Below are 15,138 nucleotides of genomic sequence, written 5' to 3' on the forward strand. Positions count from 1 at the left end.
CATGGCACACAGGAGCGATCAGCTTCGCTCCCGTCCCGAGGAAGCGCTCGCCGGTCAGGAGTCGGCAGTCGCTCGCATCAACGCCTTTCTCGATCTGGAACGCGACCCCCTCGCAGGCTGTCGCATGGGGCGATTGGCTCAGGACTACGAGGTCGTCGCCGACGAGGGCCTTCCTGCGACCACAGCGGACTTCTTCACCCGGCTCGGTGAGCGTCTGTCTGCGGTACTTGCGGAAGGAGTGCGTACAGGCCAGTTCCGGCCCGACACCGACCCGGACGTGATTGCATCACTGATCATGGCGACGGTACAAGGGGGCTATGTCCTGGCCCGCGCCCATCAGGGCCCTGCGGCGTTCCGCCAGGCGGTTGAGGGCGCGAGGCAAGTGGTGGCGAGTCTCGTGGTCGATTCCGGTCAGCGCTGAGGGGCGGTGGCCACAGCATCTCCCGCCGCCACCGGCACGCGGGGTGCCGCGCCGTGTGGGTCCCGCGGTATGCGCATGCGAGCGAAGAGGACGCAGATGGCAGCGGCTGCGCCGGCCACGGTCAGAGCCCACCGGGCGAGGACGGGGCACACGGCGGTGAACAACACGCCACACATCACGGGTCCGGCCGCAGCGCCCGGTGGGGTTCTTACAGTCCCGGGGAGGGGAGCGCCAGGAGATCAGGGCTGGTGACACGGTGATCTGCCACCCGGGTGAGGAGCACTGGCACGGGGCAGCGCCGGGCACGTTCATGACTCACATCGCTGTCACGGACGGGCCGACCGAGTGGCAGGAACACGTGGCGGGCGAGGAGTATCGCGACTGAAGTCCCTTTGTGCAAGGGGTAGTTGGCCCAACGGTTTCGGTGAAGTTTTCGCCGATACGACGGCGCCGGGCCGGCAACCCGTTCATGACCAGTGTGTGCCCCCATCACGAAGTTCCCATGAACTGTGAAGAAGCTGAGATCCTCGAGGTCCTCGAGCCGGCTGCGGTGATGGACATTCAAGGGGCGCGCAGACTTTATAGTCCTGCGGAGCGAGGTCGGCTGCGTTGTCCTCGCAGCTTCAAGGGGCGTCCGGCTTCACCCCCTGATACCGCGTTTCGTCGCGATGGCACAGGCCGCAGTAGCTGAGCTTGCGGAGATGAACGTTGGGATCGACTGGTCAGCGGCCGCCGTCGGATCTGCTGCTGCCTGATGGGGTGACGCTGCGCCGGCGACGGGCCTGGCTCCGACCGAAGTCGTTCGCCCGTGGCCCGCAGGTCGGTCAGGACCTGAAAGCCGATCTCCGCAGGTTCGTACGGCGCCTGTCAAAGGACGGTCGGCGTCCGCCAGGGCGGGTGCCGGCCGCAGACCTGACCACGGGCTCGGGAAGGGGGCGGGTGACGTTGCCCTGGCTCGATCTTTGACGTCCGGCGCCGGATGGTGCCTCGAACTTGATCACTCGGTCCGGTAACCGCCGTACACGGAAGCGGCCTTCGCCTGAACATGTGCTCCGACCAAGGAACACACACGTCCAGCACGAGGGCCGTGAGGACGCACGAAGGCCGTGAGGACGGCCGTAAGTGGCAGACTGCATCCATGACGACTCACAAGAACCTGCTCGGCGGCCCGGAGCCGACGTACCTCCCTGAGAACGAAGAGGCGTACCGCCTCCTGGGTGAGGAGTCCCGGCCTCCGGCCGAGGTCGCGGCGAAGTACCCCACGTTCTCGCTGGCCTGGGCCCTGCTCGCCGACGACGCCTTCGAGGCGGGGCGAGTGGTCGAGTCGTACGCGTACGCCCGCACGGGCTATCACCGCGGTCTGGACGCACTGCGTCGGGCCGGCTGGAAGGGCCACGGACCCATCCCTTGGGACCACCGAGCCAATCGCGGGTTCCTGCGCTGCCTCGCCGCCCTCGCTCGTGCCGCCGGCGAGATCGATGAGAAGGACGAGACGGAGCGTTGCTGGCAGTTCCTCAAGGACAGCAGCGCCGAGGCGTACGCCGAGCTGAAGCGGTAGTCACCGCTGCGAAGTCGACTGTGCCGCCGTCACTCAGCAGAAGACGGCGGCAGTGAACGCACGATCGCATGTTGCACCCTTCTCCCCGGGGACGGGGACGGGGCCGTGCCCCTGCCGGCCGCTGCGGCACAGAGCGTCGAGGCCTCGGTGGTGGCCCGTGCGGGCGTAGGCGTACGACTCCCCGACCGCGCCGCGCTCGAACGCCTCGCCGGCCAGTTGGGCCCGGGCGAGGGAGAAGGTGGGGCACTTGGCGGCGACGTCCGCGGGGGCGGTGCCGGCGGCGAGCTGTTCGCTGGGCCCAAGGTCGTCGGGGAGGTGGGTGGGGAGCGGGCCGCCGAGCAGTTCTCGTGCATCGTCATGGTCCCGGTCCGGCCACGCCACTCCGGGTCACGCCGCCAGTGGCGTCAGTCGGCGCCGGCCGCCCGTGGCCGCAGCGGTCGGACCGATGTCCCGGGCCACCCGCTCGAACCACCGCGTGTCGGCCTCGACGTGCTCATCGTGCTTCCAGCGGCGGGCAGGTGACATTGCCGTGGACGCGGCAGTCCGGGCGGCGGCAGTCCGGAGGCGGGCGGCGGACCAGGGCGAAGGCCAGCAGCGACCCGGCCACCAGTACACCTGCGCAGATCGGCATCGCCCGACGGAACGCCGCGTCGAAGGCGGACGGCACCCGGTAGGCGTCCGGACCCATCCCGGCCAGCAGCGGCAGGGCCGCCACCGCGACCAGGCCCGCCGCCCGCGCCGCCGCGTTGTTGACGCCGCTGGCCAGGCCCGCCCGGGAGGCGTCCACCGAGGCGAGGACCGTTGCGGTCAGGGGCGCGACGAGGGTCACCATGCCGGCACCCATGACGAGGAGGGCCGGGAGGACATCGGCGGGATAGGACGCCCCCTTTCCCACCCGCAGCATCAGCAGCATCGCCGCCGCACAGAGCAGCGGGCCGACCGTCAGGGGCAGGCGTGGTCCTGTGCGGTCGGCCAGGGCGCCGGAGCGGGAGGAGAAGAGCAGCATCAAGGCCGTCGTCGGCAGCAGGGCCGTACCGGCCGCCAGCGGGGAGTAGCCCGCCACCACCTGAAGCTGGAGCGCGGTGAGGAAGAAGAAGCCGCCGAACGCCGCGTAGACGCACAGGGTGACCAGGTTGACCGCCGTGAACTGGCGGGAGGTGAAGACGTCCGGCGGAAGCATCGGGTCCGGCCGGTGCCGTTCGACCAGCACGAAGGCCACCGCGGCCGCCAGGCCCGCCGTCGCCGTCGGGGCCACCGCCGGCGAGCCCGACCTCGCCTCGGTCAGCGCGTAGGTCAGCAACGCCAGGGCCAGCGCGCCCAGCGCCGCGCCGAGCACGTCGAAGCGTGCGTGCCCGCCGCCGTCCGCCGACTCCGGGACGTGCCGCAGCGCCACCGGGACGCACAGCAGCGCCAGCGGGACGTTCAGCAGGAACACCCAGCGCCAGCCGGGTCCGGCCACCAGCCAGCCGCCGAGGAACGGGCCGACCGCGGCGCCGATCCCGCCGAAGCCGGACCACAGGCCGACGGCCCTGCTGCGGTCGTCGGGGTGGAAGGACGCCTGGATGATCGCCAGGGAGCCGGGGGTCAGCAGCGCACCGCCGACGCCCTGCAACGCCCGCGCTGCGACGAGGATCCCCGGACGCGGCGCCAGTCCGCACAGGAGCGACGCCGTCGCGAACCAGACCACGCCGAGCACGAAGACCTTCCGGCGCCCGTAGCGGTCGCCCAGCGAGCCGCCGAGGAGGATCAGTGCGGCCAGCGTGACCATGTAGGCGTTGACCGTCCACTGCAGGGCGGCCAGGTTCGCGCCCAGGTCGCGGCCGATGCGCGGGAGCGCCACGTTGACGACGGTCGAGTCCAGCAGCGCCATGCCGGAGCCGAGGACCGTGGTGAGCAGGATCCACTTGCCCTGGGGCGAGACCAGCCGGACGTCGGGCATGCCCCCAGGTATACAGCGGACCCGGCGCCACAGACAGGCGCCGGGTCCACCGGAAGGCCGATCCCCTTACTTGATCTTGTTGCCGGCCGAGCGCAGGTTCTGCGTCGCCTCGACGACGCGCGCGGCCATGCTCGCCTCGGCCAGCTTGCCCCAGGTGCGCGGGTCGTAGGCCTTCTTGTTGCCGACCTCGCCGTCGACCTTCAGGACGCCGTCGTAGTTCTGGAACATGTGGGCGACGACGGGGCGGGTGAAGGCGTACTGGGTGTCCGTGTCGATGTTCATCTTCACCACGCCGTTCTCGAGCGCGGTGAGGATCTCCTGCTCACTGGAGCCGGAGCCGCCGTGGAAGACGAAGTCGAACGGGGAGGTCTTGCCGAACTTGGCGGCGACGCCCTCGTTCAGCTCCTTCAGCAGCTCGGGACGGAGGACGACGTTGCCCGGCTTGTAGACGCCGTGGACGTTGCCGAAGGAGGCGGCCAGCAGGTAGCGGCCCTTCTCGCCCAGGCCCAGGGCCTCGGCGGTGCGGATCGCGTCGTCGACCGTGGTGTACAGGGAGTCGTTGATCTCGTGCGAGACGCCGTCCTCCTCGCCGCCGGTCGGGGTGATCTCCACCTCGAGGATGATGTTGGCGGCGCGGGTGCGCTCCAGCAGCTCCTGGGCGATGGCGAGGTTGTCGGCGAGGGTCTCGGCGGAGCCGTCCCACATGTGGGACTGGAACAGCGGGTTCCGGCCGGCCTTCACGCGCTCCTCGGAGACCGCGATCAGCGGACGCACGTACCCGTCGAGCTTGTCCTTCGGGCAGTGGTCGGTGTGCAGCGCGATGTTGACCGGGTACTTCTCGGCGAGGATGTGCGCGTACTCGGCGAGCGCGACCGCGCCGGTGACCATGTCCTTGCTGTACTGGCCGCCGAGGAACTCGGCACCACCGGTCGAGATCTGGACGATGCCGTCGCTCTCAGCCTCCGCGAAGCCGCGCAGCGCCGCGTTCAGGGTCTGGCTCGAGGTGACGTTGATGGCCGGGTAGGCGAACTTGCCTGCCTTCGCCCGGTCGAGCATCTCGTTGTAGACCTCGGGGGTTGCGATGGGCATCTGTCCGCTCCTTGTGTTGCGGGTTGGGGTTGTGCGTTACGGCCCTGACCTAGACCTGAGGGTTTCGACGCCGTCGTCGTCCCCATCTTTCCAGACATGGACCCATGGTCCATGCGCCGGTCAAGTCCAGGTCACTCCGCGTCGTCAGTCCAGACCCAGTTCATCCTTCGAGAAGGCGAACCGGTACGGAACGCCCGCACCGGCCTCGATTTTCTCCGCGGCACCGGTGGCCCGGTCCACGATGGTCGCGACGGCGACCACCTCGGCGCCGGCCTCGCGCACGGCCTCCACGGCGGTGAGCGGCGAGCCGCCGGTGGTGGAGGTGTCCTCGACGACGAGCACCCGCCGACCCGCGATCTCCGGGCCCTCCACGCGCCGCTGCAGGCCGTGCGCCTTCGCGGCCTTCCGTACGACGAAGGCGTCGAGCCTCTTCCCGCGCGCGGCGGCGGCGTGCAGCATGGCCGCGGCCACCGGGTCGGCGCCCATGGTGAGCCCCCCGACCGCGTCGAACTCCAGGTCCGCGGTCAGGTCCAGGAGCACCTGACCGACCAGCGGGGCGGCCTCGCCGTCGAGGGTGATGCGGCGCAGGTCGACGTAGTAGTCGGCCTCCAGCCCCGAGGAGAGGGTCACCTTGCCGTGCACCACGGCCTTGTCCTTGATCTGCTGCAGCAGCGCGCCGCGAACGTCCGTCATGCCGACCAGCTTAAAGGCGCCGCCAGCTCCACGCGGTGCTCGCCTCCAGCGGTTCCAGCAGCGTGACCAGGCGCGGGAGGGTGTTCAGTCCGTTGGGCGGGCCGGTCTGCGGCTCCACGCAGACGGCCTCCGCCTGCTCGTCGTAGACCACCACCCACTCCTCGCGGCTGGTCACCTTCAACTGGAGCTGGCCGGGCCAGGTGAGGGTGACGTCGACACCGCCGGGCATGCCGAAGCAGTCGTCCCAGGGGCCGGACTTCGGGTCGATCCGGTTGCCGGTGGGCAGATGGTCCTCGCCGCGCTCCTCCTGCCAGGCGGGCTCGAAGGCGACCGTGACGTCCTCCGCGCCCAGGTTCCGGTTGAACCAGGGGTGCCAGCCGATCTGCGCCGGGAAGGAGTCGTCCCGCGCCTCCACCGACGCGGTCAGGGTCAGTCCGTCCTCGGTGAGCGTGACGATCTGGGTGACACGGCCCGGGTGCGGCCACGGCTCGACCAGGTCGTAGGTGAGCACCGCCTCGTTCTCCTGGACGCGTGCGGTGCGCCAGGCGCCGTCGCGGGCGGTGCCGTGGATGGCGTGCGGCGGGGAGTTGAGCGGCATCTGGCGGACGGTGCCGCCGTCCAGGAAACGGCCGTCGCGGATACGACCGCACCAGGGCACCATCGGGAAGCAGCCGTAGCGGGGCCCTTGCCTCAACAGTTCCAGGGAGCCGATCCGGAGCCCGCTGATCCGGGCGCCGCCTGCGGGGCTGACGCGTACTTCCGCTTCGCCTGCGGTCAGCGTGATGTCTTCGTTGCTCACGGGACGACAGTACTGGGGGCGAGTGCTCAGCGGCGTTTGCGCAGTGCCCTGCTCACGACGATCGCCGACGCCACCGCCAGTGCCGCCGCCGGTGCCGCCCAGCGCAGGGCCGAGGCCGCCGTCACTGTCTGGGGGGCCGGCACGGGGGCGTAGCGACCCCGTGGCGGAGCGTGGTCGACCTCCTCCGCGCTGCGGCCGATCATCGTGCGGCGGGCGTGCGCGGCCTCGGCGGGTGGTTCGCCGGTGTCGGCGAAGTCCTCGGAGAGGCCGGCGGCCGGGGCGCCGGTGTCCTCGTCGGCCGCGGGGTCGAGGGACGGCGGGGGGATCTCGGTGTCGAAGACGGACGTGTGCTCCTCTTCCGGCTGCGCCTCCGGTGCCTCCGGCGCCTTCGCCGCCTCCTCCGCCGCCGCTTCCGGCTCCGCCGGTGTCGTCGCCAGGTTCTCCAGGAAACGGTTCAGCAGACGGGTCGCCGCCGCGTGCACCGTGTCCGGCGGGAGTTCCGCGACACGGCCGTCCGCGTCCGCCGTGCCCTCGGCCGTGACCGTCGTACCGCCCTCGGTGTCGGCGAGGCGCAGGGTGAGAGCGAGTTTCACGGCGCCGGTGCCACGGGCCTCGACGGCGTCGGCCTCGACGGCGTAGGCGCCGTCGTCGCGGGCGACCACGTGTGCCGTGCCCCGGTAGGTGACGGAGTGTCCGCCGACCCGGAGCTTCAGGCGGCCGGCGACGGGTTCGGCACCGGCGTCCTGTTGCAGACCGGGGAGCGCGCGGGCGACTCGCGCCGGGTCGGCGAGGGCGGCGCCGAGCTGGGCGGGCGGGACCGGGACGAAGACCTGGTGCTCCATGTCCGCTGAGCCTACCCAGGTGTGACCGGAAAGTACCCTCGCCCGACGGGCTCGTCGGGAGCGGGCCGGCTCGTCAGTACCGGGGGTGCACGAGCGTGGATGCGGGCAGTCCGTCGATGCGGGAGCGTTCCGCCGCCGTGCCGTCCGCCGTCAGCTCCTCCTGGGTGAGCGTGCGCAGCCGTCCGGAGTCCAGGCGCAGCGGCGGCGGGGAGTCCCCGGGCCGCGCCAGAAGGAACCCCCAGTCGTGCGGGGCGCCGGACGCGGCTGCCGAGCGGTCGGGGTCGGCCGGGAAGCCGGAGTCGTGGCCGAGGACGCGGTAGGGGGAGCCGGCGAAGCCGGCGGCGCGCAGGGTGGCGGCGACGGTCCAGAAGGCGCGGGGGCGGGTGGTGACGGACCCGGCGTGGACGACGAGCCGGCCGCCGGGGGCGAGGACCCGGCGGGTCAGGCCGTAGAACTCCTGGGAGTACAGCTTGGTGCTGGCGGTGATGCCGGGGTCGGGAAGGTCGGCGATCACGACGTCGTACGCCGCCCTGGGCGCCCCGCGCAGCCAGCCGAGGGCATCCGCCGTCACGGTGTGGACGCGGGGGTCTTCGTAGACGTGGCCGTTGGCGGCGGCGAGGCCGGGGTCGTGGCGGGCCAGGCGGATCAGGCCGGGGTCGAGTTCGACGACGTCGACGCGGCGCACCCCGCCGTGGCGCAGCACCTCGCGGGCGGCCAGGCCGTCGCCGCCGCCGAGGACCAGCACGCGCGCGTGCGGTCCACCGGACAAGGCGGGGCGCACGAGGGCCTCGGCGTAGCGGCGTTCGTCGCCGCCGCCGACGCGCAGCCGGCCGTCCAGGAACAGGTCGAGGGGTTCGCCGCCGACGCCGCCGGTCAGGACGACCTCCTGCCCGTCGGTCTGCTCGGCGACCCGGACGTCCGTGCCGTAGACGGCGCGCCGCGCGGCACGTTCGAAGTCGTCGGCGAGGACGGCGGCGGAGGCGAGGACGCCGAGGACGGTGAGGCCGACGAGGAGCAGGGCCCAGCGGGCCCGGCGGGTGAGGTCGCGGCGGAACAGACCGAGGACCAGGGCACCGCCGGCGACGACGTTGACCGTGCCGGTGAGCAGGGCGCCCGCCAACTGGCCCAGGAACGGCAGGAGAAGGAAGGGGAAGGCGAGACCGCCGACCAGCGCACCCACGTAGTCCGCCGCGAACAGGTCGGCCACCGCGCCGCCCGCGTCCTGCTGCCGGATGCGCTGGATCAGCTCCATCAGCAGCGGTACTTCGGCGCCGATGAGCAGTCCGATGGCGAGGGAGAAGGCGACCAGCAGACAGCGCGGGCCCTCGGCCCACAGCCCGCCCCAGTCGCCGGTCCAGGCGAAGACGGCGTACAGCACCATCGCGCTGCACCCGCCGACCAGGGCGAGTGCGGTCTCGATCGCGCCGAAACCGGCGGCGGCGTGCCAGCGCAGCCGCTTGGCGGCGAGGGAGCCGATGCCCATCGCGAACACCATCACGGAGAGCACGACGGAGGCCTGGGTGACCGAATTGCCGATCAAGTACGAGGCGAACGCGACGAGTTCGAGCTCGTACACGAGTCCGCACGCCGCGCAGACGAAGACGCACACGAGGACCAGGAACCGCCCGGTGCCGGGGCGGACGGGCAGCGGGGCCGGGCCCGTCCAGGAGGGCGGGGCGCCCGGGGGCGCGGGGGCGTGCGATTCGATCACCCTGCGACGTTACGTCACGGCCTCAGTACGCTTCGTCACCCACACGTGTGGATCTGGGACAGTTGGGACTCCGCGGGTTTGTGCCGCCGGCCCTCAGTCGACGGCACCCACGGGCACCCGCACCCCCACCCGGGTACGGGTGGCCACCAACTGCCCGTCCTGCGGGTAGGCGTGCCAGGTGCGCCAGTGCACCTGGCCCTCGTGGCGCTGGGCCAGCATCGCGGTGAAGGCGTGCGGGCTGCCCGGGAAGACACCGGCGAGACCGTGCGGATGATCGGAGACGAGGGCCAGCAACTCCTGTGCGCGGCCCGCGAACGAGCCGGGCGTGAGCACCTCGACGCGCGCCGCGAACTCGTACTCCCAGTCACCGACCCGCTTGGCCACGCCGAGCGGCAGCGGGGTACTCGAGCCGGGGATGCACGCGACCGTCTCCGAACAGCGGCCGCGCTCCTCGTCCAGCAGCACCTGGTGGGACGCGCCGAGGAGCCTCAACTGCAGTTTGGTGTCAGCGAGTTCGAGATCGAGGGTGGCCAGGGCCGGCAGCGGCTCGCGTCCCAGGGCCCAGGCTAGGTCGGCGGCGCGCGTATCGGTGTAGGAGGTGTTCAGGGTCGTGAGCATGGATCGGCTCCGCTAACACGCGATGAGGGGGAGATCGGCCACGCCGGCCCAGCCGGCTCCGCCGGGATGGGGAGTCTCAGGACGTCCGGGGGCTGCGTTGGCGATTTAGAGGGAATCATGAACAGAGGCACCCCCACAGTGTTTTTACCCAACTTCGCCGGGTTTCCATCCCCCAGGGGTCTCCACAGTTCAACTGTTCAACCACGGCGGACGCTTGGCACGCGGCACGAGCGGCGAGCGCCCGGCCACGTTGAACACAACGGCGAGGTCCGGGCACAGGACACGCGATCGGTGAAAGCCGGGCACGGGGCACGGGAGACGACCGGGCCCCCGCCGGACGCCTGCGCCGACGGGGGCCCGGGTGGGACTCGGTCGCCCGGTGTCAGCTGCCTCCCCCGCACGACGAACCCCCGCCGCAGGACGACCCGCCGCAGGAGGAGTGGCCCCCGCAGGAATGGCCTCCGCCGCAGGAGTGGCCGCCGTGGTGGCCGCCACCCGACGAGCCCGAGCCGGCACTGCCCGCCCACCAGCTGCCGCCGCTGTCGTACGACGAGGACGAGGAGGACGACGAGCGGGACCGGCCGCGGCCGGTCCCGCCGGGCGACGCCCGCCGCTGCCGCTTCCGTCCGCTCCCGCCCGCCAGCGCCGTGAGGGCCACGAACGCGCCCACGACCAGGATGAAGATGATGCCGACGATCACGGCGTCACCCTCCTTCCGTTCCCCCGGAGCGGCCCCCCGTGGACCGCCGTGCACGGGGGATGCCCGGCCGTCCCGGGGCGCAAAGCGGAGTTGAGGAAGTCCAGAGCTTGGGCGCAGGATGGCCGGCATGACCTCCAGCGCACGCCCTCACCTCAACCGCCGGCTCGCCGAGTTCGGGACGACGATCTTCGCCGAGATGTCCGCGCTCGCCCTGTCGACCGGGTCGATCAACCTCGGCCAGGGCTTCCCCGACACCGACGGGCCCGAGGAGGTACGGGAGGCGGCGGTGCGGGCACTGCGCGAGGGCCGCGGCAACCAGTACCCGCCGGGCCCGGGGGTCCCGGAGCTGCGCACCGCGATCGCTGCTCACCAGCTGCGCCGGTACGGCCTGTCGTACGACCCCGACACCGAGGTGCTGGTCACGGCGGGCGCCACGGAGGCGATCGCGGCGGCGCTGCTGGCACTGGTGGAGCCGGGTGACGAGGTCGTCGCCCTGGAGCCGTACTACGACTCCTACGCGGCGAGCATCGCGATGGCGGGCGGCACGCGCGTGCCCGTCACCCTGCGCCCGCACGACGGCTCCTTCCGCCTGGACCTGGACGAGCTGCGCGCCGCCGTCACCGACCGCACCCGGCTGCTGCTGATCAACACCCCGCACAATCCGACGGGCACGGTCCTCACCCGCGCCGAGCTGGCCGCGATCGCCGAGCTGGCGGTCGAGCGGGAGCTGCTGGTCGTCACGGACGAGGTCTACGAGCACCTGGTGTTCGACGACGCCGAGCACGTGCCCCTCGCGTCCTTCCCCGGCATGCGTGAGCGCACGGTGACGATCGGTTCGGCGGGCAAGACGTTCTCCTTCACCGGATGGAAGGTCGGCTGGATCACTGCGGACGCCCCGCTCGTCGCCGCCGTCCGGACGGTCAAGCAGTACCTGACCTACGTCAGCGCGGGGCCCTTCCAGTACGCGATCGCAGAAGCGCTCCGTCTGCCGGACACGTATTTCGACAGCTTCCGCGCCGACCTCCGCCGCAAGCGCGATCTACTCGGTGACGGCCTGCGCGCGGCCGGATTCGAGGTCTACCAGCCCCAGGGCACGTACTTCATCACCACCGACATCTCCCCCTTCGGTGAGAAGGACGCCTACGCTTTCTGCCGCGCGCTCCCCCAACGCTGTGGCGTCGTCGCGATCCCCAACTCCGTCTTCTACGACGACCCCGACGCCGGCCGCAGCCAGGTCCGATTCACCTTCTGCAAGAGGAACGACGTCCTCCAGACGGCCACCAGCCGCCTGCGACGCTTGGCGGACTGAGCTCATGGCCATTCTCGCGATGGTGGCAGGTGCGGCGAGACCGGCCGCTGAGCGCTGCCGCCGCGCATCACCTCCATGAGGCAGGTTCTAGTTGATCGAAGGTGGCCAATTCGAGCTCATCAGCGAGCACTTCGTCACCACCACATTACTTACGCATGTCTTCAATTGATTTTTTCTTGACTCGCCTCCCCCAGGGTCGGAAGCGGCAGTTGCGAACCGGGGGGAGACGGCAGCGGTGGGTGACGGCCAGGTCCCCGGCAAGGTGCTGGACATCAAGACCGCCGACATCAAGGCGGCGGCACCGGCCTTCCATCAGGGGGCCATCGACCTGAGCAAGGCCCTGACCCCTCTCATCAAGACCCTGGACGGCCTCGGCGAGCCCTGGGCCACGACGGCCAACACACCCGAGTACCGGCCCGGACGAAGCCGTGCCCGTCATGGGCGGGGGCACCGCTGAGGTCTCGCTCACCTGCCTGCGGGAGGTGGAATCTGAGCCGGGTGACGTCCGCGCCGGAGCTGGTGACCACCGTCCGCTCGGTGAAGCAGTTCCTGACGTACGTCTCCTCGGGCCCCTTCCAGTACGCGGTCGCCGAGGCGCTCGCGCTGCCCGACGCCTACTTCGCGCAGTTGCGCCGGTCCACGCTGGCCCGCCGGGACATCCTCGCGCAGGGCCTGGCGGAGGCGGGCTTCGCGGTCTTCCGGCCGGCCGGGACGTACTTCATCACCACCGACATCCGCCCCCTCGGCGAGAAGGACGGCTTCGCCTTCTGCCGCGCCCTGCCGGAACGGGCCGGCGTGGTGGCGATCCCGAAAGCCGTGTTCTACGACGACCGGGAGGCGGAGGCGCCGTTCGTGCGGTTCGCCCCCTGCAAGCGCGAGGAGCTCCTGCGCGAGGCGGCGGAGCGGCTGCGGCGCATGTGAGCCCCGTCCGGGGGCTGTCGGCCCCGGACTCATCGGCGCCGAAGAGGCAGTCACCCCCGCCGACCACGGCCATTCGCGCCCGACCCGGAACGCGCACGTTCCGACGAGGGCCGTGCCAAAGGCACGGCCACACCGGGAGCCCTTCGTCAGCGGGCGGCCGCCTCGGGCTCCGGACGCGGGAGCTCGTCGAGGTCGAGGGTGAAAGTGCGAGCGTCAGCCAGCGGGATGGGGAGCTTGCCCGTGCCGTACTTTGCCGCGATGTTACCGGTGCCGGTCGGCTGGGTGTGGAGGACGACTTCCTGGGCGTAGGGGTCCACCACCAGGTAGATCGGGATGCCGTAGCGGCCGTACTTCGCGGTGCAGTCGTCGTAGTCCTTGCGTGTGGAGGGGGTCGGGACGGCCTCGGAGATCAGCAGGACGTCCTCGAAGCGGGCGCCACGCCCCGGCAGCCCGTGGCGGCACGGCCGCGTCAGGGGGACCGACGGCCAGGCCCGGCGGTCCAGCGGACGTGTGGGCGGCCGCCGGGCGGCTCCGGGCGCTGTAGCGCCCCCGAAGGGACGCGGCACGGCCCCGCATACGGGTGACGACGGGCACCGCACCGGCGCTTCACCGTGCCACCGCGGTACGGGGTGACGCATGGTGCTCAGATGTGACGCACGCCAGCACGACCCTCGCCCCGCCCGCAGCCGCGCCGGAGCCGGTGCGGCGCGACCGTACCGGACCCTCCCTCCTGCGCGCGGGCGGCGTCGCCGTAGGCCTCTTCCTCGGCGTCCGGCTCACCGGTGCGGCCGTGCTGGCCCTCGTCGCGCACGTCGCCGGCCGGGACCCGCTGAGGCTGCTCGGACGGTCCTGGGACTCGGTCTGGTACCTGGGCATCGCCGCCCACGGCTACGGGCACGACCTGCCCTCCCACGACCCGGGCCCGCACAGCGACCTCGCGTTCTTCCCGCTGTACCCGGCGCTGCTGCGGGCGGTCACCGCGCTGACCCCGGTCGGCGGGGGCACCGCCGGTCTGCTGATCTCGTGGGCCGGGGCCGCCGTGGCCGCCGCCGGGATGCACGCCATCGGCTCCCGGCTGCACGGGCGGGCCACCGGCATCGCGCTGGTGCTGCTGTGGGGGCTGCTGCCGCACGCGGTGGTGCTGTCGATGGCGTACACCGAGCCGGTGCTCACCGCGTTCGCCGCCTGGTCGCTGTACGCGGTGCTGGCCGGGAACTGGCTGTGGGCGGGGGCGCTCGCGGCGGGCGCGGGGCTGGCGAGGCCGAACGGGTTCGCGGCGGCCGTCGCGGTGCTGGCGGCGGCCGGGGCCGAACTGTGGCGGCGGCGCGGAGGAGTTTCCCACAGGCTGTGGACGGGCGCGGCACTCGCCCCGCTGGGCTGGACGGGGTACGTGCTGTGGGTCGGGTGGCGCAAGGGGGATCTCTTCGGGGGCTACTTCGAGGTGCAGCGGCTGTGGGGGTCGACGTTCGACTTCGGGCACGGCGCGCTGCGGTTCCTGCGCTCGATGCTGCTGCACGGCAGCCGGTTCGTGTTCCCGGTGGCGCTGGCCCTGGTCGCGACGGCGACGGTGCTGTACGCGCTGCTGCTGCTGGACCGCGCTCCGCTGCCGCTGGTGGTGTTCAGCGGGGTGCTGCTGCTGGTCGCGCTCGGCGGGTCGGGCTACTTCGAGTGCAAGCCGCGGTTCCTGCTGCCGGCGTTCCCGCTGCTGCTGCCGCCGGCCCGGAGCCTGGCGCGAACGGCGCGAGCCCGGCCCTGGCACGCGACCGTACTGGTCGCGGCCCTGGCCGGGCTCAGCTACGTCTACGGTGCGTACCTGGTGGTGTACGCACAGGAGCCGTTGTAGGCGTTGTCGCGCGGCCTACTCGCCCTCCTCCTCGGGGTTCTCGGGCTTGTCCGCCTCGTTGACCTCCTGCTCCAGGCCGAGCTGCTCGACGAGCCACCGGTCGAACTCGATCGCGGCCCGCACCCAGCTGACGGTCGAGGAGACGAAGTGGTTGATGTCGACGCCCGTGCCGATCAGCATCTGGGCCTCGCCGATCAGCCGGACGGTGCCGTCGTCATGGGTGTGGGTGTACACCTTGGGCCACAGGGTGCGGCGGTTCCAGTCGTCGACGGACTCCAGCAGCTGCGGCTTCTCGTCGATCTTGTGGGGGCGGTCGTAGAACGTCCGCACCGAGAAGACGGCCTGCTCGGCCTCTCCGCGGAACATGAAGTAGGTGCGGAACTGCTCCCACGGCGCCGCGAGGTCACCCTCCTCGTCGACGACGTACTTCAGCTCCATCTGGTCGAGGAGCTGCTTCACAAGATCCTGATCCGGGACGACGGGGCCCGCCGGTCCTTGGGGCTGCGGTTCGGGCTGGCCCCCGAAGTTCGGAATCGAGGACGGGTCGATGCTCACCGTGATTTTCCCTTCATGCGGATTCCGCCATCCTCCCCCATGCGGGGAGGGGGGAGGCAAGCCCCGACGCCCGCCTGTCCGCCATGGGCTGACACGATCCGGCTGGTCGGGTGGGCACCGAGGCCCCGGCCCTCGGCGGG

General features: G+C 71.8%; 15 protein-coding genes and 2 pseudogenes. 6 read left to right on the top strand and 11 right to left on the bottom strand.

The genetic code is table 11. The features are described from left to right. Position 1: 1 nt before the first annotated feature. The gene (locus AC5WRT_RS30210) at positions 2–421 is read left to right on the top strand and encodes a TetR family transcriptional regulator C-terminal domain-containing protein (RefSeq protein WP_496100797.1); all 420 of its coding nucleotides are present in this window, start codon (positions 2–4) and stop codon (positions 419–421) included. A 1,138-nt stretch (positions 422–1,559) separates the two neighbouring features. Beyond that, the gene (locus AC5WRT_RS30215) at positions 1,560–1,979 is read left to right on the top strand and encodes a DUF3151 domain-containing protein (RefSeq protein ID WP_496096677.1); all 420 of its coding nucleotides are present in this window, start codon (positions 1,560–1,562) and stop codon (positions 1,977–1,979) included. Positions 1,980–2,072: 93 nt separating this feature from the next. On the opposite strand, the pseudogene AC5WRT_RS30220 reads toward AC5WRT_RS30215, so the two are convergent. From AC5WRT_RS30220 to AC5WRT_RS30260, 9 genes and pseudogenes are all read right to left on the bottom strand, one after another. After that, positions 2,073–2,338 (bottom strand): annotated as a pseudogene (locus tag AC5WRT_RS30220) (DUF3151 family protein); the annotation flags it as partial. Positions 2,339–2,472: 134 nt separating this feature from the next. Continuing rightward, positions 2,473–3,918 carry an MFS transporter gene (locus AC5WRT_RS30225; protein WP_496096678.1) on the bottom strand — a complete coding sequence of 482 codons (1,446 nt, stop codon included), beginning with the start codon at positions 3,916–3,918 and terminating at the stop codon, positions 2,473–2,475. A gap of 66 nt (positions 3,919–3,984) precedes the next feature. Next, entirely contained in the window at positions 3,985–5,007 is a 1,023-nt protein-coding gene (fbaA, locus tag AC5WRT_RS30230) for a class II fructose-bisphosphate aldolase (protein ID WP_496096679.1), read from the bottom strand. Between the two features lie 144 nt (positions 5,008–5,151). Continuing rightward, positions 5,152–5,700, bottom strand: coding sequence for an orotate phosphoribosyltransferase (gene pyrE, locus AC5WRT_RS30235; protein WP_208899688.1), 549 nt, complete (start codon positions 5,698–5,700; stop codon positions 5,152–5,154). 10 nt (positions 5,701–5,710) lie between these two features. After that, complete coding sequence (locus tag AC5WRT_RS30240; RefSeq protein ID WP_496096680.1) at positions 5,711–6,499, bottom strand: aldose epimerase family protein; 789 nt, start codon at positions 6,497–6,499, stop codon at positions 5,711–5,713. Between the two features lie 26 nt (positions 6,500–6,525). Further along, positions 6,526–7,341: an SRPBCC family protein gene (locus AC5WRT_RS30245; protein WP_496096681.1), complete on the bottom strand. Its 816-nt coding sequence runs from the start codon at positions 7,339–7,341 to the stop codon at positions 6,526–6,528. A gap of 73 nt (positions 7,342–7,414) precedes the next feature. Further along, complete coding sequence (locus AC5WRT_RS30250) at positions 7,415–9,052, bottom strand: polyamine aminopropyltransferase (RefSeq protein WP_496100795.1); 1,638 nt, start codon at positions 9,050–9,052, stop codon at positions 7,415–7,417. 93 nt (positions 9,053–9,145) lie between these two features. Beyond that, a complete protein-coding gene (locus AC5WRT_RS30255; RefSeq protein WP_496096683.1) occupies positions 9,146–9,670 on the bottom strand; it encodes a DUF2617 family protein in 525 nt (174 codons plus the stop codon). 382 nt (positions 9,671–10,052) lie between these two features. Beyond that, positions 10,053–10,370 (bottom strand): hypothetical protein, encoded by a 318-nt coding sequence (locus AC5WRT_RS30260; RefSeq protein ID WP_496096684.1) that lies wholly within the window; start codon positions 10,368–10,370, stop codon positions 10,053–10,055. Positions 10,371–10,488: 118 nt separating this feature from the next. Here AC5WRT_RS30260 and AC5WRT_RS30265 point away from each other — a divergent pair, with 118 nt between their 5' ends. The 3 genes and pseudogenes from AC5WRT_RS30265 to AC5WRT_RS30275 form a co-directional block, all read left to right on the top strand. Then, on the top strand, positions 10,489–11,679 hold the full coding sequence (locus AC5WRT_RS30265) for a pyridoxal phosphate-dependent aminotransferase (protein ID WP_496096685.1): 1,191 nt from the start codon (positions 10,489–10,491) through the stop codon (positions 11,677–11,679). Between the two features lie 235 nt (positions 11,680–11,914). Then, on the top strand, positions 11,915–12,136 hold the full coding sequence (locus tag AC5WRT_RS30270; protein ID WP_496096686.1) for a hypothetical protein: 222 nt from the start codon (positions 11,915–11,917) through the stop codon (positions 12,134–12,136). Positions 12,137–12,162: 26 nt separating this feature from the next. Beyond that, positions 12,163–12,600: pseudogene (locus AC5WRT_RS30275) on the top strand (aminotransferase class I/II-fold pyridoxal phosphate-dependent enzyme); the annotation flags it as partial. Between the two features lie 146 nt (positions 12,601–12,746). Here AC5WRT_RS30275 and AC5WRT_RS30280 read toward each other — a convergent pair. Next, complete coding sequence (locus AC5WRT_RS30280) at positions 12,747–13,166, bottom strand: hypothetical protein (RefSeq protein WP_496096687.1); 420 nt, start codon at positions 13,164–13,166, stop codon at positions 12,747–12,749. A gap of 83 nt (positions 13,167–13,249) precedes the next feature. Between AC5WRT_RS30280 and AC5WRT_RS30285 the strand changes: the two genes are divergently transcribed. Then, positions 13,250–14,443: a putative hexosyltransferase gene (locus AC5WRT_RS30285; protein WP_496096688.1), complete on the top strand. Its 1,194-nt coding sequence runs from the start codon at positions 13,250–13,252 to the stop codon at positions 14,441–14,443. Positions 14,444–14,458: 15 nt separating this feature from the next. Here AC5WRT_RS30285 and AC5WRT_RS30290 read toward each other — a convergent pair whose 3' ends face one another. Further along, positions 14,459–14,998, bottom strand: coding sequence for a type III secretion system chaperone family protein (locus AC5WRT_RS30290; protein ID WP_496096689.1), 540 nt, complete (start codon positions 14,996–14,998; stop codon positions 14,459–14,461). Between the last annotated feature and the right edge of the window lie 140 nt (positions 14,999–15,138).

This window comes from Streptomyces sp. NTD91 (genome assembly GCF_059510455.1).